Raw genomic sequence first — 19,767 nt, 5'->3', positions numbered from 1 at the left:
GTCAGAACAGGAGTGCAGCAGGTCGTCTGGAAGAAAACTGTTTTGAATAAGTAAAAACTTCTGAAATTACTTTCTCCGAAGGTACCCGGACTATCTTATCCATCTGATTCTGGATGTCAAGAGAATCAAGATAAAAGTTCATCAGGTTATCGTCAAGTGCCAGAGCCTCAACAATCTGTTCATTTTCATTCTCAGTTGTTTCGGCATATAAATACCTTACAACATCATCGTAGGTAAAAGTTTTTGTCATACTGTGGGGCACGTTGGTTAAATTGCTTACGCAGGTTTATCAACGCGTAACGCATTCTACCCAATGCCGTATTAATACTCACACCCGTAGCATCTGCAATCTCCTGAAAACTCATGTCCTCATAATGGCGCATGATCAGTACCTGCTTTTGCACATCCGGTAACCGCTGGATCATCTCCCGCAGTTGTTCATGTGTTTCCTGACGAATCTGGATTGACTCAACGGAATCCTCCGAAAAATCCAGCGTATTAAAAACACTGCTCCCATCTTCGAACACTACATTGGGGTAGCGTTTATCGCGTCTGAAATAATCAATGGCGAGGTTGTGTGCGATCCGTATGATCCATGGAAGGAACTTACCTTCGTCGTTATATCTGCCACCTTTAATTGTGTCAACTGCCTTAATAAATGTATCCTGTAATAAGTCTTCAGCTACATACTGGTCTTTGACAATCAAATAAATAGTGGTGTATATTCTCGACTTGTGGCGCTGAACAAGCTTCTCGAAAGCCTTCTCATTGCCCCGGATATACAATGTTACCAACTCACTGTCGCTAACTTGGACTTTCTCCATTTTCCTATTCGATTTAGTTAACGTAGAGCGGTTCGTCGATATTGTTTCTCCTTTCTGGTTTGGTGGAAAATTAGATGTGACTTTTCGGCATTTCGAATTATACGAATCAAAGAAATAGATTTGAACAATAATTTGCAAATGTTTGGGTTTCTTTTTACTGAAAAATTATTTCCCGTTAACAGATGTTAACAACTTGTCTGTGTTTTAAGTGCAAGCCGTTCGTTTTGTCTGTTGCGTAGGGATATTAAAATAAATAATAGAACTTATCGAATAACTTACGAATTGCTTGTCGACATCGATCGATTTCCGTGAGAATGTTTTCACTTTCTTGTCATCGAATCGTAATTTCACTTTTCTTATAAAAATAGAATTTTTTCAAGATATGAAGTACAAGCATATTTTCTTTGATCTGGACCACACACTATGGGATTTTGAAAAAAATTCCTCGGAGTCGTTAGAAGAAATTTTTCATCATCACCAGTTGTCTCGTTATGGCATTGCCTCATTGGAGTCGTTTATCGAGTCTTTTCTGAAAATAAATACGGCATTATGGGATGCTTTCGACCGCGGGCAACTACACCATAGCTATATACGTGAGAACAGATTTAAGATGGTTTTTGAAGAGTTGGGTGCAGAATGTCCCTCTGACCATGCTGAAATAGGAGAATTTTACCTGCGCTCGCTGCCGGACAAAAAGCATTTGCTGGCAGGCGCGCTCGAACTTCTGCATTACACCGCATCTGCGGGCTACGGGATGCATATTATCACCAATGGTTTCAATGAAGTTCAGGCAAAGAAGATTGCCAGCTCCGAGATCGGACACTTTTTTGACCATGTCGTCACTTTCGAAACAGCGAATGCGAAGAAACCGGACAGGAGGATTTTTGAATATGCGTTGGAAATGGCGCAGACCACTCCGGATCAGAGTTTGATGGTAGGTGATAACTGGATCGCCGACATCCTCGGGGCCAAGCAGGTTGGCATGGATACGGTATACCTCAACCCGGCCGGACTTGAATTCGACGAGCGGCCTACGTATGACATCAGACGGTTAGAGGAGCTGATGTTGATCATATAGAGTGAACTCTGTCAGTGGCCTCAAATTGGATCGGCTTCTTCGAACCGGATGCGTTTTTCTCTGAGAAACTGTTTGATCACATCCACATGCACGCATTGGCCAACATTTAGAAACGGATAATTCGAGACTTTTTTTCGATGGCCCTCCGTTATGACTTCCCTGTTGACCTGATCAAAACCCAGGTGAAGGTGCCGCGTGGAACTTTGCATTCCGTAAATGATGCTTTGCTGATCAAAAAGGGGCCCGCCGCTTTGTCCTCTGAGGCCAGGTGTACTCATTTCGATTCCTACGACTTCATTGTTATCGCCAATATGTCGGGTAATGATCCCATCGATCGGAAAGCTGGGCGTTTTGATTCTGCCTTCGGTTGTCCATTCTATGTCCCCGCTATCCTTGTTGTACCGATAATTCGTGAATTCCGGAAAAGGATAGCCGAGCCGGCATAAATATCTCCCCTGTTTGATTAACCGGGAATCTTTGAGAAAGCGGGCGTGCCCCTGATATTGCTTGGATTCGAAGTCCCGGAACTGGATAATGGCCAGATCCTGCGTGGGGTGCAGGTGAATCGTGAGGCCTTTGTGAGACGGGACGCATTGTATGAAATTGAAGAGAATTCGGATCGGACCGTCAGCTGTAATCTTGAATTTGGATTCCAGGAAGTGCTTTTGTGTTTCAAAGCCTGGGTCTTTTTCAAATCGGCGTAATTCGCTCCTGAACTTCAGATAGTTTTCATAAATGCTATTGGCATACAGGATTTGCCTCGCCACATGCCGGCAGGTGACAGCGAACCCGTCTTCATTTACAAAAAATAGTGTCGCGGTACCCGGAACAATGTCGCTTCCGCCATAGTATCGTATTACAAAATGAACCGGACGGGTAAACTGATCTATCTTCTCAATAGCATCAACAAACATAAGGAAATGCGGGCGTAGGTGTGCTAAGGATGGGTGAATGGGACTAACGCCTCTGTCTGATCCCAGCTCAGGACCATGTTGACGCCGTTCGGGATTTCCTCGAAGTAGATTCTAAAAAGTTCCTGTACGGACGGACGGATACGGATCGGAACTTCAACATTCATCAGGTTTCTGCCATCGTTGTATTCAGTACCCCATTGACCGGTTTCAGAATTCAGGATAATTTTCCAGGCGCTTTGGTCGGGTACGGAAAACAATGAATAGGTTCCGGCTTTTACCAGTTTTCCACCCATGAAGACATCCTCACCGATTTCGATCAATGTAGCTTCATTGGCTCCGGTACGCCATACCTTGCCGTAGGGTAGTAATGCTTTGTCCTGCTCCCTGCCAAATATCAACCTGCCCTTTTTGCCGGGCTGACCATACATGACTTTTACTTTGATACCATTCTGACTGGTCTCGGCAACTGCCTCCGGACTGAACGATTTAGTATATTTTCTTACTCCCCAAAAACCTATGAATGCGGCAACTGTCAAGCTAAAAACTATAAGGAGAATTCGTTTCATAGATCAGGGGCAAAAGATTTTATAGAAAGTGTAGCTGACCGAAAGACGAACATAAAAGTAGGTATCTTTTACAGACGGATCGCCTTGCTGGAACTTGTCGGTCGACGTAGGCTCTCCCCCGAGATTATCCAGGTAGTCAGTAAACGTTTTTCTTGTTCCGTATTCCAACCCGATATTCCAGGGGCGACGGATCTGATATTTAATCCCAACCCCATACGGCAACACAATGCCAGAAGTTTTGTAAGCGCTGGTCTGAATGTCAGGATTGAATTTCGAGTATCCCAGTCCTCCAAATACGTATGGACTCCAGTTGACGGCGAAGCGGCGATCCTGGAAATTCAGAAAATTGTATTCAGCGACAGCACTGCCTTCGAAAATAGTAGTTCGGAACGACATGTTCCTGGCTTGCTGAAAAGGATCCTTGCTATGTTGGTCATCGGCCCCGATAACGCCACCTGCCACTTCTGCGCGCAATGACAGGGCCTGGTTTGGGTTGAAACGAAAAAAGAGACTTCCAGCTGGCTTAAAAAAGCGAAACCTGAAAGTCGGAGAAATGTCTCCCCGATAGTTAAATCCGCCGATCCCTGCACCGAGTTCTATTCTTTGCGCACGAAGAGGCGCATTCAGGTTAAAGAGAAAAATACCTGCCCATGTGAAATGAATCAAGTATTTAATGTTCAAATTTTTGCCGGCAGATTTCAACGGGAAGGACGACTATTTAAGTGGCGGACATTTAATCTGCGAAGGCAGCATGTAGTGAATGTGGATCATACCAAACAAATAATTGTCTGTATATGTGGGGCTGTTACCTCTGGCTGTTCCTGGCGCTCCAAATCCGGTGGTGGGCAATGCCGCAAAAGGATCGTTTGTTTCAACGCCATAGTTGGTCTGTAAAAATTTCTTAAGCGATTCGGTGCGGTCAGCTCCTTTTCTTACTGCAATCGGATTGGTTGTTCGGTTCGACATTGCAAGTGCTACGGGATCATCTGCAAATACTGCAGGGTCAGCATAGTTACCATGCGTATCATCCAGGTAATCGGTAAAGGTTTTCCTGAAGCCCAGTTCAGCTGAAATATCGAAGCGTGAATTGATTTTATACCGGATACCTACGCCAACCGGAATCGCAAACTGAACCAGCGAATAGGGTTTTTCATAGCCTTCGTTGCCCTGACCTTCGGTACCCAGTGGCTGCAACTTGATCCAGTCGCCTTTCAAAGAGTCCAGGGCCTTTGGGTTATGGGCTGTAAGGGCAACGCCTGCAAATAGATATGCGCCCAATTGCGGACGACGGTCATAGCTGCGATTGTCGGGAGTGAGTTTGAAAATTCCTTGAATAGAGAATTCTTTCAGGTCGTTCCTGAAATGTAGGTTTCTCGCATAGAAAATACTGGTCTCATGTTTGGAATCCCTGTTCATGATATAGTCATCTCCGGCGATCCTGGCGTAGATAAAGCTGGCGCGGGCGGCAAGTCTGGGCGTAAAGTGGCGTGTATAATTCCCGCCGATACTCCAGCGCATCATTTTGAAGGTGGATGCAAGAGGTCTTCTGTACGGCGCGAAATCACCGTAGTAGTTAGAACTTCCAATCCCAAAACCTGCGGTAGAATAGGGGACAAAGAAACCCCTGCTTTGTGCCTTTACATCCTTAGAATTTAGTAAAAGCGCTAAAATCAAGGTCAGTGCCAATGCCCCGGATATTCTTTTTAAGTCGAAATTTCTACGCATTTTCAGATCGATTTTTTTGCAAAAATAGAATAGTTGTTGGTTTTCTTCAGGATGCAACATCATTTGAACGATTTTACCTATGATTTATTTGTACCGGCCGGACTTTTTAAAACATCGCGCCGCGACACTGCCGCTATCCCCGGTAATGGCCTGTAACCGCGGATTAACAAACGTTTTGACTGGAAAGCCACCAAAACTTCACTATCATTGTGTACCAAAAGCACCAACCCATGATTTCGAGTAAAGGACTTCGGTTTGCCTATTCCCCCCAGAAAAAATTCAACTTTCCCGACTTGCATTGTAATGATAAGGAGACATTGCTTATCCTCGGACAATCAGGAAGAGGGAAAACAACTCTACTTCACCTGCTCGCTTTGCTGCTTAAACCTGAGGCCGGGGAAATTCTGATCGGAGGTAAACCGGTAGCAAATCTACCCCAGACAGATATAACCGCCGCAAGGGCAAAAAATATTGGGATCATCTTTCAGCGCCCGCACTTTGTCAGCTCGCTGTCGGTGATGGAAAATATTCTCCTTTCCAACTATCTGGCCAATCAACAACAGGATAAGCAAAAAGCACGTCAATTGGCAGAGCGACTCGGTTTTGCCGAACATCTTCATAAGAAAACTTCTCAGTTGAGCCAGGGAGAGCAGCAGCGGGTAAGTATAGCGAGGTCGTTGATGAATAACCCGAATGTGATTCTTGCTGACGAGCCGACGTCAAATCTGGATGATGACAATTGTGAGCGTGTAATAACACTTCTGAAAGGCCAGTCGGCATCGATAGGGGCCAGCCTGGTGGTTGTAACCCACGATCAGCGCCTCAAGGATGCTTTCTCCAACCAGGTTTTTCTTTAATCAACCCGGCATTGCTTTAAATACTGACTGAATGAATCTCTTCCATATCAGCTTAGCCAATCTCAAAGAAAAAAAGCTCAATAGCTTTTTGAGTGCCCTGCTCCTGACGCTCGGAATAGGAATGATCTCATTATTGTTCCTGCTGAACAAGCAGCTTGACGAGCAGTTTAAACGGAATTTGAAAGGCATCGATATGGTCGTCGGAGCCAAAGGTAGTCCGTTACAGGTAATCCTCTCGAGTATTTATCAGATCGATGCACCCACGGGCAACATCCCATTGGCGGAAGTGAATGCGTTGAGAAAGAATCCGTTTGTGAAGACCGTTATACCATTATCCATGGGTGATAATTTCCAGGGATTCCGGATTGTAGGCACGACGCCCAAGTATACGGAGCATTTTCAGGCAAAACTGGCGCAGGGACATCTGCATAATGCTTCCATGGAAGTTACGATCGGAAGCAAAGTAGCAAAAGCAACCAATTTGAAAATAGGAGACCTTTTTGCGGGCTCGCATGGCCTGGATTCGAACGGCGAAAAGCATGGTGAAAAGCAATATAAGGTTACCGGAATTTTTGAGCCGAGCGGCACGGTTGTCGATCAACTGATCGTTACCAGGCTTTCAAGCGTGTGGGATATCCATGAACATGGCGACGAAAAGCAGGTACCGGTTATCGAAGAAGTGGAGCATACCGCGAGCCATGTTGATCCTGAACCGGACGAGGAAGGTAAGGATGTCACAAGTGCTTTGATTCAGTTTCGCAACCCAATGGGGCTGATGACAATTCCGCGCCAAATTAATGAAAATACTTCCATGCAGGCGGCATTACCCAGCATTGAGATCAATCGCTTGTTTTCTCTCCTTGGCGTGGGGATCGATACCCTTCGAACACTGGCATTGATCATTATTTCTATTGCAGGTGTCAGCGTTTTCATCTCTCTATATAATTCACTGAAAGAGCGAAAATATGAAATGGCGCTGATGCTTTCCATGGGAGCGACACGCACCCGGCTGTTTTTAATGCTACTGATCGAAGGCTTGTCGCTGGCAGTGATTGGTTTTTTTGCGGGAATTATCGCAAGCAGGATTGGGCTCTGGTTGTTTTCAAAGGCTGCGGAAGAGGACTTTCATTATTCTCTTAAGAAATTTGCACTGCTGAATGAAGAAATTTATCTGTTTGCGGGAGCCCTGGTCATCGGCGCGGTAGCAGCTGCCTTACCTTCTTTGGGTATTTACAGACTCAATATCTCCCGCACATTGGCAGAGGAATGATAATGTGTGTAAATTTGTTGACCCGGTTAAAGCCTTTTTATAAACTGAATCCTCATGAAGTCCTTAAAGATCAGCATATTGCTTTTTTGCGTAGTGTCACTGTTTGCATTTAGGCCGGCAGCGGAACCGGTCAAGCTTACCTGGGAAACCTTGCGGGATGTGACATTTAAGAAGAAATGGTACGCGGAGGAATCCATTTATATGCTCCATCCTACCTTTGGGCCGAGTGTCCAGAAACTCAAAAATCAGCAGGTTTCCATTACGGGTTACATTCTCCCGGTGGATCTCGAAGCAAACCTGTATGTATTGTCGGCATTTCCCTTCAGCGCCTGCTTTTTCTGTGGCGGAGCGGGGCCTGAAACGGTGATGACATTGAATTTCAAGAAAAAAGACGGACGTCAGTTTAAAACCGATGAACGTCTGACTTTTACAGGAACATTGAAATTGAATGCGGATGATATCTACCAGATGAATTACATTCTGGACGGCGCCGAAATAGATAAGTGATCAGACGCCGATCAGCCGCCAGACTCCGGAAATAAAGAAAAGCACCAGGCCAACGGGTGTCAGGACTTTCCAGCCCAAATACATGAGCTGATCTACGCGAAGACGCGGTAGTGTCCAACGAGCCCACATTTGGATCAATATTCCAAAAATGGCTTTTCCCAAAAGCCAGAAAATACCTGTAACGTATCCATACCAGGTGCCGGGTTCACCGGAAGTCCAGTCGGCAAGTTTCAACGGGCCCAAATTCGGAAGAGGGGTATTCCAGCTACCCAGGAACAGAATGGCACCTAGCAGCGACACCAAAAGCATCATTCCATATTCTGAAAGCATGAACAGCGCCCAGCGCATTCCTGAATATTCTGTGTGAAAACCGGCTACGAGCTCAGATTCACCCTCAGGCAAATCGAATGGCGCACGGTTGCATTCGGCCAGAGAAGAGATAAAGAATACGACATAGGCGAGCAGCAGAAATGGATTCCGAACAATATTCCACGAAAGAAAACCTCCCATCGCTGTAACATCGATACCAAAACTTTTCATACCAAACAGATAGATCGTTTCATGGGCATAGATACCCTGCTGGTAGCTGATGAGTTGAAGATCCAGTGTTTGCGTAAGCATTACCACGCAAAGGATAGATAAACCGAGCGGAATCTCATAGGAAACGATCTGAGCCACAGCGCGCATCGCTCCGAACAACGCAAATTTGTTGTTGGAGCCCCATCCGGCCATTAAGAGGCCAATCACGTCCACGGAAACAATCGTGAGCAAAAAGAAAACACCGACCGCTGCTCCGGATCCGGCTAGTTCCGGCGCCAGTGGCACCACTGCGAACCCGGCAAATACCGAAATGAAAATTACGAATGGGGCTATAAGAAACAGACGTCGGTCCGCCGCCTTGGGTACAATATCTTCCTTTTGCAGCAGTTTGAGGAGATCGGCAAAGAGTTGGAGCAACCCCCATTTACCTACTTCCATTGGGCCAAGCCGATCCTGTATAAAAGCAGAAACCTTACGTTCGAGGTATACACCTATCACAACGAAGCCGGGAACCAGGAGCAGGAAAATGATAAGTGTAAAAGGCATTTAAATGCTATCTCAACAATGGTTTCGCGCAAAAGTAGTTAAAAAACTTACTCATCTTCGTCTGCCTGCCCCTTATATCCCGAATCCTGCAAAATTCGACCCGCATTGTCGATGTCCATGAGTTGTACCAACGTGACATCCGAATTCTCTGCCATAAACTTGCTGACGATCCGCCAGCCCAGCCAGCGGGCAATAGCTCCCGGTACCTTTTCGCCGATCTCGGTCGTAAATGGACGTTCTTCTACAAATTTGCGCTTTTTCAGGTCGCTTTTCTCGTAAAGCAGCTTGCTGGCTATGAAGTAGCTCCAGATAGCCTGCTGGCTGTTGTATGTTTTACGCAGATCTTCTCCGGAATAACCGGTAATCAGACTGTCCGGCGTATGAGGCATGATCATTTTTACAAATTCATACCCTTTCCCATAACCGATCATGTCGGAAAGAAGTGTCTGATCGCGCGGGTTGGTCTTGTTGAAACGGTTTGACTCGAAGAAAACAATCGACGGGACGATATAATCCTTTTGATAACGTCGCAGCTGATAATCATATACATTAGGTCGGTAGCGCGCTTCCGGTCCTCCGAAATAGTCGAGCCCGATGATAATGAGCGAATCCGAAATATATAAGTCATCCCCGGTAAAGCCGGTGATCATAAATTGAACTTCAGGTACAACAAAACCCGGATAGTGCTGCTTGATTTGCCTGAATGCATCTGAAAGCGGATTTATGATGCTGGACTTCCGGTCGCCGATGAGCGAATCCAGTTGTCCCCGGAATGCCTGGAGTGCCGGACTTTGTAAAATTCCAAACAATTGTCCGGCAAGTCCGGCGGAGTCTACCGGTGCGTTGGCAAAGTAAACTTTTGAGAGGTAGGGATGCCGGGTCAGAAAATTCCTGACTTCCTCAACTGATTTACATTGAAACAGTTCCTTGTCGAGATCCTTTGCAGTAATTTGCAGCGGCTCATGACTCGTTACAGCTTCCCGCCGATGGTCGGTTTTGCAGGAAAAGAACAGGATCGTGAGGAAAGAAAATGAAAGCAGAGGTCTTAGGTAGATCATTCGATTGAGAAAAAACGGTATGTCAGAGGAAGTTTCAAAATTAGAAAAAAAACGAATAAGCATTCTAGGATGCGGTTGGCTTGGTTTTCCACTAGCTCAACGTTTACAAAGCAGCCCTATTATACGATCGGTAAAAGGTAGTACCACTTCCGGATCGAAGTTGGAAGTATTCGCTCAGGCAGGCATCGAAGGTGCCCTCATCGACCTGCAGTCCGACCCCGATCCTGTGGTCATGGATTCCTTCCTGGACAGCGATGTAGTTGTTGTTGCCATTCCTCCAAGGTTAGGTAAGACAGAACCCGGTTTTTACCTTCAGCAGATCAGGAAAGCTGCGGATGCCCTGGAGCGGTCAGGTGCCTCGGAGGTTATTTTTGTGAGCTCAACGAGTATTTATCCGGATCTCGGCCGCGTAGTAAAAGAAGAGGATATTATAAGGCCTGAGCATTCAGCGTCCCCGGACATGGTGTCCGCGGAAAACATTATTCAGGAGTTGATACCACGGAAGCGAGTGAGTGTTCTGCGACTGAGCGGATTGTTGGGCTACAACCGGATTCCCGGCAAATATGTCAAGGGGCAGAAAAATATGACGACGGGAGCAATTCCGGTCAATTACATTCATCGTGATGATGCGGTAGGAACGCTTGTGGCTATTCTCGAACAAGGAGTAGTGAATGAGACTTTCAATATCGTTGCTCCGTTTCATCCAACTCGCCGGGAGGTTTATGAGGTATCCTGCGCTCAGTTTGGATGGGAGCCTCCTACATTTGCAGACTCAGAGAACCCGGTGAATTTTAAAGTGATCTCAGGCGAGAAATTTAGTCAGACCTATCACTATGACTTTCTCTTTCCCGACCCGCTCCGATTCTATTATCAGCTGGAAGAAAACGCTTAATTCCAAAACAAAAAATCCGCAGGATCAACTCTGCGGATTTTATTATTTATAAACCAAAAAGTGTATTATTGAGCTCCCAGCAGTTCGGTCAGCTTGCTTTCCAGCGCAGCTCCCCGAAGATTTTTTGCAATGATTTTTCCTTCCTTATCCAATAGGAACGTGGCTGGAATCGCATTCACGCCATACGTCTGAGCCACACCCGAGTTCCATTTCTTCAATTCAGAGCCGTGTAGCCATTTGAGTTTGTCTCTTTCAATAGCGGTTTTCCAGGCCTTTTCGTTGTCGTCCAATGAAACACCGTAAATGTCGAAGCCCTTATCTTTAAATTTGTCGTACATCCTTACCACGTTCGGATTTTCCATCCGGCAGGGGCCGCACCACGATGCCCAGAAATCGATGAGGATGTATTTGCCGCGAAGCGACGAAAGGGCAACCGGTTTGCCTTCGGGGCTGTTCAATGTGAAATCCGGAGCTTGCTCACCTACTGCCACTCCGGCAAATCTTTTTACCGAACCTATAAATCCTTTGGCAAGCGTTGGCGTTGGCTCAATTTTGGAATAGTCGTCCGCCAGTTTTTTCAGGACATCGATGTCGTTTTCAGGGCTGAGAAAGTTGTTTGCAGCAAACAGAGCTATGAGAGAGGTGCCCATTTGCGGTATCAGCTCGCGTATGGAACCTACCCGTTCCTGTTCTGCCTTGGCGTAAGCCTGCTGGATCTCCTGTATTTTTTTTGCGTCCTTTTTCTCCTCGGCCACCGCGTATTCCTCGTTCCATTTAGTCACTTTTGCCGCGAATGCCTGCATCAGCTGGTCGACCCTGGCATAGTATTCCATGTTTTTAGAACCGGTAATGGTCACTTTCCCACCATTTCCTTTATCGTCCCGGGTTGTTCCGTCGGCTGTTATATCGAAAGTTTCGCCGCCTTCAACCAGCAATGCGAATTTCTGTCTGTCGGCGATGTTGAGGGTAAAAAAGCTGCCGCGGTCTTTTTCAAGACTTTTGAGTTTAAAGCTGCCGTCTGCGGCCATCTGCGTAGAATCGATTTTGACAGAAGATCCAGTGGCCGTGGATTGCGACAAGATCACCTTTTCCCCTTTGGATCCATTTTTGACCTTCCCGGTCACGATGAATTCCTTCGGTTCAAGCTGGGCCATGACCTGAAAGCTCAATAATGCGATGCTGAAAACCAATGCACTCCGTTTGATAAACTCTTTCATGATCTCCTGTTCTATTTTTCGATGCGTGGATTACAATTTCTGTGCGAGCAATTGGTTGACAAGCTTGGGATCGGCAGCTCCGTTGGATTTTTTCATCACTTCCCCGACAAACAATCCCATGAGTCCTTTTTTACCTTTCCTATATGCTTCAACCTTGTCAGGCATTGCCCTGATTACCTCATCTACAAACGTTTCCAGCTCGCTTGTATTGCTGTTTTGCAGCCAGTTATTTGACGATGCGATGTCCATTGGCTTACGCTCCGGTTCCGCCAGCATAACCGGAAAGATCTTCTGTGCGGCAACCGAATGGCTCACGGATCCTGATTCGTTCAGGTCAATGAGGTCGGCCAGCGCTTGTGCTCCGATCGGAAATCGGAGGATGTCTCCTTCGTGATCATTCAAAAAGGATTTGACGGGGCCCATGAGCCAGTTGGATGCGGCCTTGTAAGCACTGGTCTTAGCGCAAACTTCCTCAAAGTAATGTGCAAGTTCAGGGGTGTCGGTCAGCACGGCAGCGTCGTATGCAGGAATTTCGTATTGGCTTACAAACTTCTCGCGCAATTCGTGCGGCAATGCGGGCATGCTGGCTTTGATGCCCGCCAGCCATTCCTCAGAAACCACCACAGGACTCAGGTCCGGATCAGGAAAATAACGATAATCGTTCATGGTTTCCTTTACACGCATGCCGTAAGTCTGGCCGGCTTCCACATCGAACATCCTGGTTTCCTGCTGAACCTCGTAGCCGCTTTCCAATAATGCAACCTGGCGTTTTTCTTCAAAGCTAATGGCGCGCATCATATTCCGGATCGAATTCATATTCTTGATTTCGACCTTTGTACCATATTCGGCCGCTCCATTTTTGCGGACCGAGACGTTGACATCACATCGCAGCGAACCTTCTTCCATATTGCCGTCACTGATCCCCAGGTATCTGACAAGCCGGCGGATCTCGGTAACGAATGCACCGGTTTCTTCGGCCGACCTGAGATCGGGTTCCGAAACCATTTCCACCAATGGTGTACCGGCCCGGTTATAGTCCAGTAAGGTCGCGGTACTGCTTCCATCGTGCACCGACTTTCCGGCATCTTCTTCCAGGTGGATGTGATGGAAACGGATTACTTTCTCGGTGAACTTGCCTTCGTGCCTGAAGGAAATGGTAACCCCGCCTTGCTCGCAGATCGGTTTTTTGTCCTGGGAGATCTGATAGCCTTTCGGGAGATCGGGATAGAAGTAATTTTTACGGTCAAAAATAGTTTTGCGGCTGATAGAGCACCCGCAGGCAAGGCCCAGGCGGATTGCATACTCTACTGCTTTTTTATTGACTTTCGGTAATGTACCAGGTAATGCAATGGTAAGCGGACCGATATTGGTATTGGGCTCCGTTCCAAAAATATTGAAGTCACGTGTAAAAAGCTTGGATTCGGTCAAAAGCTGACAATGTACTTCCAAGCCGATTACCGTTTCATATTGGGCCAGAAGTTCGTCGGTAATGTCAGAGGGGCGCAATGCGTTTTCAGTCATGTTTATTTACAAATGCTTTCGCAAAGATACAATAACTGACCTAATTGGCACTTTCTTCTGAATTTTCCAGCTTTTTGCCATATAGTCCTGAATCAAAAAACGCCCGGCCGTTTGGCAGCCAGGCGTTTTTTTGAGCTCATTAAAAGTATCTTACAGTGAATTGATCCAGTTGGCGATCACGATAATATCCGCTTTGGGAACGTGGGCAAGCGGTGCCATCGGAGGGTAGCCTGGCCAATGCTCCGGTTTGGGATTATGTACCAGCTCCACGATCTGGTCCGCGGTATATTTTTTCTTAGCTACTTCGGAATACGCAGGCCCGATTACCTTGTCATAAGCCTGATGGCATGCAAAGCAGGCATGTTTGTTTAGCAATGCGGAAACGTCGGCAGGAACCGGTTTGCGCTTCGGTGCTGCCGCAGGGGTAGCTTCGGTCGCCACCGCCGCAGCCGTGGTATCACCGGGTTTCGCAGCAGGTGCAGCAGGAGTTGCCGCTTTTTCCGCCGCCGCTTGTTCCGCCACAACTTTTCTATCGTTCTGAAGCTTCACTAGGGAAGCTTCTTCTCTTGCTTTGCTTCCTGAACCATAATAATGGTCATACTTGTCGCGATCTTCCTTAGACGAGCAACCGATGAAGAAAGAAACTGCCAGGGCCATCAGAGCCAAAGAAGCGCTTTTTTTAAGTGTCATTGTTTTAATTTTTAAGAATTTCCGCCAGATTAAGGTTGCGATGTAAATCGACCACGAAGAAAGCAAGTTTGCGTTAGATTTCCGTCATGCCGGAGCCAGAAATTAGGCTGAATCTGTAAAATCACGAATTTTACTGGCTTGTCCGACAACGGGTTATCGCATAGTGACTTTCATTAAAATACGGAAATTTTCTTGTTTATTTGTCTGTGATTGTTGTGATTAATGCAAAATGTCTTTACTTTTGCACTCCTATTTGTAAAACGATGTAAAGCAATGGCTAAGAAAGGTAATAGAGTACAGGTCATATTGGAATGCACAGAACAGAAAGAAAGCGGTGTTCCAGGCATGTCACGTTATGTGACTACAAAAAATCGGAAGAATACGCCAGGCCGCATGGAATTGAAGAAATTCAATTCTTTCCTGAGACGCTATACAGTCCACAAAGAAATTAAGTAAGTTGGTTTGTTACCCGTTAACTGTCACGTGATCTGAACAATAATGGGTAAGCGCGCAACAGTTAATCATTAACAATATAAACTTCTAACTGATATACAGACATGGCAAAGAAAGTAGTTGCTACCCTGAAAAAAGAAGGCGGTAAATCATTTGCCAAAGTGATTAAGGCCGTGAAGTCTCCTAAAACAGGAGCTTATACCTTCAAAGAAGAAATCGTTCCCCTGGACGGCGTTCAGGGTGCATTGAAAAACTAAGACCGTCTTTGACGGCCCAGTTCGCTCAGACTGACATTTAAACATCGCATTTGTCATCTTGAGCGCAGTCGAAGAGTCCGAGGTTTTGATATTGAGTTATTAAAAGTCCCTTTGTGGGACTTTTTTGTTTTATTTTTGGGCCATAAATGATCAGCACTATGGGTTTATTTGGCTTTTTTTCAAAGGAGAAAAAAGAAACGTTAGACAAGGGCCTCGAAAAGAGTAAGGAAAGCCTGTTTGGCAAGCTTTCACGCGCGATCGTGGGTAAAACAACGATCGACGAGGATGTCCTGGATGAACTGGAAGATATACTGGTAAGCTCCGATGTAGGTGTGGAAACGACCGTCAAGGTCATCAAACGCATCGAAGAGCGAGTTGCCAGAGACAAATATGCGTCGACAGCTGAATTGGATAATATCCTGAGAGAGGAAATTGCCGCGCTGTTAACCGAGAATAAATCGGTTGACATCAGAGACAGCTTCGAAACCGAGCATTTGCCCAAGCCGTACGTGATTATGGTCGTAGGAGTGAACGGGGTTGGAAAAACAACGACTATCGGCAAGCTGGCGCACCAGTTCCACCAGCGGGGTCACAAAGTGGTGCTCGGTGCTGCGGACACCTTTCGTGCTGCGGCCGTTGATCAGCTGAAACTTTGGGGGCAGCGTGTGAATGTACCGGTCATCGACCACGGTATGAACACGGATCCTTCCGCTGTGGCATTCGATGCATTGAAGAAAGGTACAGAAACGGGCGCAGACGTGATTATCATCGACACGGCAGGTCGTTTACATACGAAAGTCAACCTGATGAACGAGCTTTCGAAGATCAAGCGCGTCATGCAAAAGATCATTCCCGATGCGCCACATGAAGTACTGCTCGTGCTGGACGGTAGTACAGGACAGAATGCCGTGATCCAGGCCCGTGAGTTTACGAAGGTGACTGAGATCACTGCATTGGCCATCACCAAACTGGACGGTACCGCAAAAGGCGGCGTTGTGATCGGCATTTCCGACGAATTTAAGATCCCCGTGAAATACATTGGGGTAGGCGAAAAAATGGACGACCTGCAGGTCTTCGACCGCACGGAGTTTGTGGATTCGCTTTTCAAGAAAATAGGATAATGGCCGCCGATCGGCGGATGTAACCATCCGGAGTGTTATTGTTTCGGAGAATATATAAAAGGGTATCTTAGGACAAGATTGTTCTAGGATACCTCTTTTTATGGAAACACTGATTATCTTTTTGGGCGTTTTTCTGCCGGTAGGCTGGGGGATTTGGCGGCTCGTGCGGGTTACCAGAGATACGATAGGTACGAACTCGCCGGTTAAGGTGAAACGGATTTATCAAGCCGGCACATGGGACTTTTTCGTGAACTTTGATACTGTAATATTGGGATTGTTCGGAATTACGGCCCCTTTTTTCCTGAGGAGTGCATTCACCATCCAAGTATCTCCGGAAGATTTTCATCCTTGGGTAGGCAGGCTCATGTTGTTTGCTTTGGGCTGTCTGTTAATAGGGATGAATTTGTTTATCATCTCGATTACCCTTAATCATTGGAAATATGCCGATGGGGTAGTTATAGAAACATTTCCGGATAAGCACGAGCTGGAAATTACTTTTGGCGACAGCAAGCGCAGGTTGAAAGAAGGCGATATTTCACGTGTGCTGGTGACAAGCAACGAAGCCAAAATGCGGATCACCTTCATGACCTATTACCTCACAAATGGCGACCATTTCATTCTTCCCGAGAAAATGCCGGGCGCCTGGGTCATTCAGGAGTATTTTAAAAAAGTACCTACCGAATTCAAACGCAAGCGTTTTCCTTTCATTCAATAGTACACCCTATTCTTTTTTTCACGAACTTTGCACCCCATTTCGCCGTTCATTATCAGTCACTTTGACGGAAACGGTAGTATAAACAATGTAAAGCCGATAGCTGGCAGCCGAATGCCGACAGCTCACTACGATGAAAACCAAAGGAATAGTCAAGAATAAAGTCAATATAGTGACGCTCGGTTGCTCCAAGAATCTTGTGGATTCGGAGGTGCTTTATACGCAGCTCAAAGGCAATGGGTTCGCGGTAGACCACGAATCGAAAAAGGATGATTCACAGATTGTCGTGATCAATACCTGCGGATTTATAGACAATGCGAAGGAGGAGTCAATCAACACCATTCTGCGCTATGCCGACGCCAAGGCGGCTGGTATGGTGGACAAAGTGTATGTAACAGGGTGTCTGTCGCACCGTTACAAGGATGAACTGGCGGTTGAAATACCGACAGTCGACGCCTGGTTTGGTACCAACGAGCTGCCGCGCCTCCTAAAAACGCTCAAAGCAGATTACAAACACGAACTGGTAGGCGAGCGCTTGCTCACAACACCCACGCATTACGCATACCTGAAAATCGCGGAAGGTTGCGATCGTCCGTGCAGCTTCTGCGCGATCCCGCTCATGCGCGGAGGCCATATTTCCCGGCCGGTTGATGAGTTGGTAAAGGAGGCGAAATCACTGGCGAAAAGAGGGACCAAAGAACTGATTCTTATCGCCCAGGACCTGACTTACTACGGACTGGATATTTACAAAAAAAGAAACCTTTCGGATTTGATGCGCCAGCTTTCCGACGTGGAAGGAATCGAATGGATCCGCTTGCAGTATGCGTATCCGGCAGGCTTTCCAATGGATGTTCTGGACGTGATGAATGAGCGCAGCAATATTTGCAAATACCTCGATATGCCATTGCAATCGGGCGCTACGGAAATGCTGAAAAGCATGCGGCGGGGTATTACCCGTGAAAAAACCGAAGCGTTGATCCACTCGATCCGCGACAAAGTGCCCGATATCGCTTTGCGCACGACGCTGATCGTCGGCCACCCCGGGGAAACCGAAGCGCTTTTCGACGAAACTTACGAATTCGTTGAAAAGATGCGGTTTGACCGCCTGGGCGCATTCCAGTACTCGCACGAGGACAATACGCATTCCTTCACCATGGAAGACGACATTCCCGCGGAAGTAAAGCAGGAACGAGCCGATACTATTATGGAATTGCAACAGGGTATTTCTCAAGAACTGAACCAGCATAAGGTCGGAAACACCTACAAGGTTCTCTTCGATCGGAAGGAGGGCGGATATTTCATCGGTCGTACGGAGTACGATTCTCCCGAGGTGGATAACGAAGTACTGGTTCCGGCCAGCCAGTATGTGCGGCTCGGCGATTATGCGCAGGTCAAGATCAACTCGGCGGAGGAGTTCGACCTGTATGGCGAAGTGATTTCCTGATCCGTTTCCGGCGAATGGTTGCATTGCATAAATTTGCCCTTCATTTGAAAAAGAACAATTTAAAAAGCATGTTACAACGTATTCAAACCATCTTCCTGGCAATTTCGATCATCGGAATGGGACTTTTTCTCGCTTTTCCGATATGGAGTAAAGTGGCTGCTGCCGGAGTGCAAAGCGCGGACCTGACGGCGGTCAGGCTGCATCATCAGATCAATGAAGTACAATCCAATGTACAACCGGTATACTACCTTATCGTTCTTGCCTTGCTCGTTGCAGGCGTATCTGCCTACACGATATTCCAGTTCAAAAACCGGGTCCTTCAATCGGCACTTTGTGCAGTGAATTCCATTCTGATGACGGTAATAATGGGCCTTGTGATCTATTTCACCTTCTATCAAACTGCGAAGCTTTTCGATCCGGGTGTACCTGGAAAGTATGATATTGGCTTTTACGGCCTGGTGGGTGCGATGCTGGCCAACGTATTTGCTAACCGCTTTATCCGCAAGGACGAGCGTGAGGTTCAAAAATCCAAGCGTTTCAGATAGCATTTGAGGGGTAGGGCAGGAATCATATTTTCGGCCCTACACCAATCCTTCCCGGAGCAGGTCGTGCAGGTGAACAAAGCCCAGTGCCCGGCCTTCCTCGACCACTACAACCTGGGTAATGCTCTTCGACTGCATAATTTCGAGCGCATTCACCGCATATTCCTCAGGAGAAACCGTAATAGGTGCTTTGGTCATGATATCGCAGGCTTTGAGGTCCAAAAGCCCTGCTGCACCGTAAGTTTTTAGCATTCTCCGTAGGTCACCATCCGTAATGATGCCGGCCATAAGCCCCTGGCTATTGATAACAGCCGTTGCACCAAGCCTTTTAGAAGTCATTTCCAGAATTACTTCCTGCAATGTAGCATTCTCGTCCACCGTCGGCAGCGCATTGTTCGGGTGGATGTCGCAAACTTTCAGATAAAGTCGTTTCCCCAATGAGCCACCCGGATGGTTACGGGCAAAATCGTCGTGTGTGAACCCACGGGCTTCCAGCAGGCAGATGGCTAATGCATCGCCCAGCGCCATCGTTACCGATGTGCTCGTCGTTGGGGCAAGATTCAGCGGATCAGCCTCGGCAGGAGCGTGAGCATGCAATGTCAGAATGCAATTTTTGGCCAGATAAGAGTCCCGGTTGCTGACCATAGCGATCATGGTTACCCCGATCCGTTTTAGAAGGGGAACGAGTACTTTGATCTCAGGCGTATCTCCGCTCCGGGAGATCACCACCACCACGTCGTTGTCCTGAATCATGCCCAAATCGCCATGGATCGCGTCTGCGGCGTGCATAAAAAGCGCAGGTGTACCGGTGGAATTCAGGGTAGCTACGATCTTTTGTCCGACGATGGCGCTCTTACCAACACCGGAGATTACAACCCGTCCTCCGGATTGTAGAATGGTATATACGCATTTTTCAAATTCGTCGTCAATCAATTCAATCAGATTATGCAGCGCCTCTGCTTCTTGACGTAATACTTCTTTTGCTATTGACTGAATATTTTTTATTAATTTCAAATCTGAAACACAGTTTAGA

General features: G+C 46.9%; 23 protein-coding genes. 11 read left to right on the top strand and 12 right to left on the bottom strand.

Annotated elements, in window-relative coordinates; translation table 11 throughout:
• Window position 1: 1 nt before the first annotated feature.
• Together BP71_RS26770 and BP71_RS26765 are read right to left on the bottom strand one after the other, a co-directional pair.
• The gene (locus BP71_RS26770; RefSeq protein WP_496384636.1) at window positions 2-250 is read right to left on the bottom strand and encodes a hypothetical protein; all 249 of its coding nucleotides are present in this window, start codon (window positions 248-250) and stop codon (window positions 2-4) included.
• Entirely contained in the window at window positions 225-824 is a 600-nt protein-coding gene (locus tag BP71_RS26765) for an RNA polymerase sigma factor (RefSeq protein ID WP_026632052.1), read from the bottom strand. The genes BP71_RS26770 and BP71_RS26765 overlap by 26 nt, the downstream gene beginning before the upstream one ends.
• Before the next feature lie 382 nt (window positions 825-1,206).
• Here BP71_RS26765 and BP71_RS26760 point away from each other — a divergent pair, with 382 nt between their 5' ends.
• Window positions 1,207-1,902: a YjjG family noncanonical pyrimidine nucleotidase gene (locus tag BP71_RS26760; protein WP_496384635.1), complete on the top strand. Its 696-nt coding sequence runs from the start codon at window positions 1,207-1,209 to the stop codon at window positions 1,900-1,902.
• A 20-nt stretch (window positions 1,903-1,922) separates the two neighbouring features.
• On the opposite strand, the gene BP71_RS26755 is transcribed toward BP71_RS26760, so the two are convergent.
• Genes BP71_RS26755 through BP71_RS26740 form a run of 4 tightly spaced genes read right to left on the bottom strand, consistent with a single transcriptional unit; the run spans window position 1,923 to window position 5,107 of the window.
• Complete coding sequence (locus BP71_RS26755; RefSeq protein WP_496384634.1) at window positions 1,923-2,816, bottom strand: trypsin-like peptidase domain-containing protein; 894 nt, start codon at window positions 2,814-2,816, stop codon at window positions 1,923-1,925.
• 23 nt (window positions 2,817-2,839) lie between these two features.
• Window positions 2,840-3,382, bottom strand: a complete 543-nt coding sequence (locus tag BP71_RS26750) for a DUF2911 domain-containing protein (protein WP_496384633.1) — start codon at window positions 3,380-3,382, stop codon at window positions 2,840-2,842.
• 3 nt (window positions 3,383-3,385) lie between these two features.
• Window positions 3,386-4,048, bottom strand: coding sequence for a type IX secretion system protein PorG (porG, locus tag BP71_RS26745; RefSeq protein WP_496384632.1), 663 nt, complete (start codon window positions 4,046-4,048; stop codon window positions 3,386-3,388).
• 48 nt (window positions 4,049-4,096) lie between these two features.
• Entirely contained in the window at window positions 4,097-5,107 is a 1,011-nt protein-coding gene (locus BP71_RS26740) for a DUF6089 family protein (protein ID WP_496384631.1), read from the bottom strand.
• Window positions 5,108-5,337: 230 nt separating this feature from the next.
• On the opposite strand from BP71_RS26740, the gene BP71_RS26735 reads away from it, so the two are divergent.
• From BP71_RS26735 to BP71_RS26725, 3 genes are read left to right on the top strand one after another with little or no spacing between them, the layout of a single operon-like run.
• The gene (locus tag BP71_RS26735) at window positions 5,338-5,964 is read left to right on the top strand and encodes an ABC transporter ATP-binding protein (protein WP_496384630.1); all 627 of its coding nucleotides are present in this window, start codon (window positions 5,338-5,340) and stop codon (window positions 5,962-5,964) included.
• 31 nt (window positions 5,965-5,995) lie between these two features.
• On the top strand, window positions 5,996-7,234 hold the full coding sequence (locus BP71_RS26730; RefSeq protein ID WP_496384629.1) for an ABC transporter permease: 1,239 nt from the start codon (window positions 5,996-5,998) through the stop codon (window positions 7,232-7,234).
• A gap of 54 nt (window positions 7,235-7,288) precedes the next feature.
• Window positions 7,289-7,741, top strand: coding sequence for a DUF3299 domain-containing protein (locus BP71_RS26725; RefSeq protein ID WP_496384628.1), 453 nt, complete (start codon window positions 7,289-7,291; stop codon window positions 7,739-7,741).
• Here BP71_RS26725 and BP71_RS26720 read toward each other — a convergent pair whose 3' ends face one another.
• A complete protein-coding gene (locus tag BP71_RS26720) occupies window positions 7,742-8,827 on the bottom strand; it encodes a complex I subunit 1/NuoH family protein (protein WP_496384627.1) in 1,086 nt (361 codons plus the stop codon). It abuts the gene before it with no gap.
• 47 nt (window positions 8,828-8,874) lie between these two features.
• The gene (locus tag BP71_RS26715) at window positions 8,875-9,885 is read right to left on the bottom strand and encodes a gliding motility protein GldB-related protein (protein WP_496384626.1); all 1,011 of its coding nucleotides are present in this window, start codon (window positions 9,883-9,885) and stop codon (window positions 8,875-8,877) included.
• A gap of 160 nt (window positions 9,886-10,045) precedes the next feature.
• On the opposite strand from BP71_RS26715, the gene BP71_RS26710 reads away from it, so the two are divergent.
• Entirely contained in the window at window positions 10,046-10,777 is a 732-nt protein-coding gene (locus BP71_RS26710; protein ID WP_496384625.1) for a Rossmann-fold NAD(P)-binding domain-containing protein, read from the top strand.
• Window positions 10,778-10,842: 65 nt separating this feature from the next.
• Here the strand turns inward: BP71_RS26710 and BP71_RS26705 are convergent, their stop codons facing one another.
• The 3 genes from BP71_RS26705 to BP71_RS26695 all read right to left on the bottom strand — a co-directional run bounded on the left by BP71_RS26705 (window position 10,843) and on the right by BP71_RS26695 (window position 14,205).
• Window positions 10,843-11,994 (bottom strand): TlpA family protein disulfide reductase, encoded by a 1,152-nt coding sequence (locus BP71_RS26705; protein ID WP_496384624.1) that lies wholly within the window; start codon window positions 11,992-11,994, stop codon window positions 10,843-10,845.
• Between the two features lie 30 nt (window positions 11,995-12,024).
• Window positions 12,025-13,515, bottom strand: coding sequence for an Asp-tRNA(Asn)/Glu-tRNA(Gln) amidotransferase subunit GatB (gatB, locus tag BP71_RS26700; RefSeq protein WP_496384623.1), 1,491 nt, complete (start codon window positions 13,513-13,515; stop codon window positions 12,025-12,027).
• A gap of 150 nt (window positions 13,516-13,665) precedes the next feature.
• Window positions 13,666-14,205: a c-type cytochrome gene (locus BP71_RS26695; RefSeq protein WP_496384622.1), complete on the bottom strand. Its 540-nt coding sequence runs from the start codon at window positions 14,203-14,205 to the stop codon at window positions 13,666-13,668.
• 273 nt (window positions 14,206-14,478) lie between these two features.
• Here BP71_RS26695 and rpmG point away from each other — a divergent pair, with 273 nt between their 5' ends.
• From rpmG to BP71_RS26665, 6 genes are all read left to right on the top strand, one after another.
• On the top strand, window positions 14,479-14,661 hold the full coding sequence (gene rpmG / locus BP71_RS26690) for a 50S ribosomal protein L33 (RefSeq protein ID WP_019944752.1): 183 nt from the start codon (window positions 14,479-14,481) through the stop codon (window positions 14,659-14,661).
• Window positions 14,662-14,762: 101 nt separating this feature from the next.
• Window positions 14,763-14,915, top strand: coding sequence for a DUF4295 domain-containing protein (locus BP71_RS26685; RefSeq protein WP_138482365.1), 153 nt, complete (start codon window positions 14,763-14,765; stop codon window positions 14,913-14,915).
• Window positions 14,916-15,073: 158 nt separating this feature from the next.
• On the top strand, window positions 15,074-16,036 hold the full coding sequence (gene ftsY, locus BP71_RS26680) for a signal recognition particle-docking protein FtsY (RefSeq protein WP_496384621.1): 963 nt from the start codon (window positions 15,074-15,076) through the stop codon (window positions 16,034-16,036).
• A gap of 100 nt (window positions 16,037-16,136) precedes the next feature.
• Complete coding sequence (locus BP71_RS26675; protein WP_496384620.1) at window positions 16,137-16,751, top strand: hypothetical protein; 615 nt, start codon at window positions 16,137-16,139, stop codon at window positions 16,749-16,751.
• 130 nt (window positions 16,752-16,881) lie between these two features.
• The gene (rimO, locus tag BP71_RS26670) at window positions 16,882-18,192 is read left to right on the top strand and encodes a 30S ribosomal protein S12 methylthiotransferase RimO (RefSeq protein ID WP_496384619.1); all 1,311 of its coding nucleotides are present in this window, start codon (window positions 16,882-16,884) and stop codon (window positions 18,190-18,192) included.
• Between the two features lie 68 nt (window positions 18,193-18,260).
• Window positions 18,261-18,737 carry a DUF4293 domain-containing protein gene (locus tag BP71_RS26665; protein ID WP_496384618.1) on the top strand — a complete coding sequence of 159 codons (477 nt, stop codon included), beginning with the start codon at window positions 18,261-18,263 and terminating at the stop codon, window positions 18,735-18,737.
• Window positions 18,738-18,773: 36 nt separating this feature from the next.
• On the opposite strand, the gene BP71_RS26660 is transcribed toward BP71_RS26665, so the two are convergent.
• Window positions 18,774-19,748, bottom strand: a complete 975-nt coding sequence (locus BP71_RS26660; protein ID WP_496384617.1) for a KpsF/GutQ family sugar-phosphate isomerase — start codon at window positions 19,746-19,748, stop codon at window positions 18,774-18,776.
• Between the last annotated feature and the right edge of the window lie 19 nt (window positions 19,749-19,767).

The organism is Dyadobacter ginsengisoli DSM 21015, assembly GCF_059568735.1.
The sequence above is the reverse complement of the archived record's forward strand: the minus strand, read 5'-3'. Positions and strand labels throughout refer to the sequence as shown.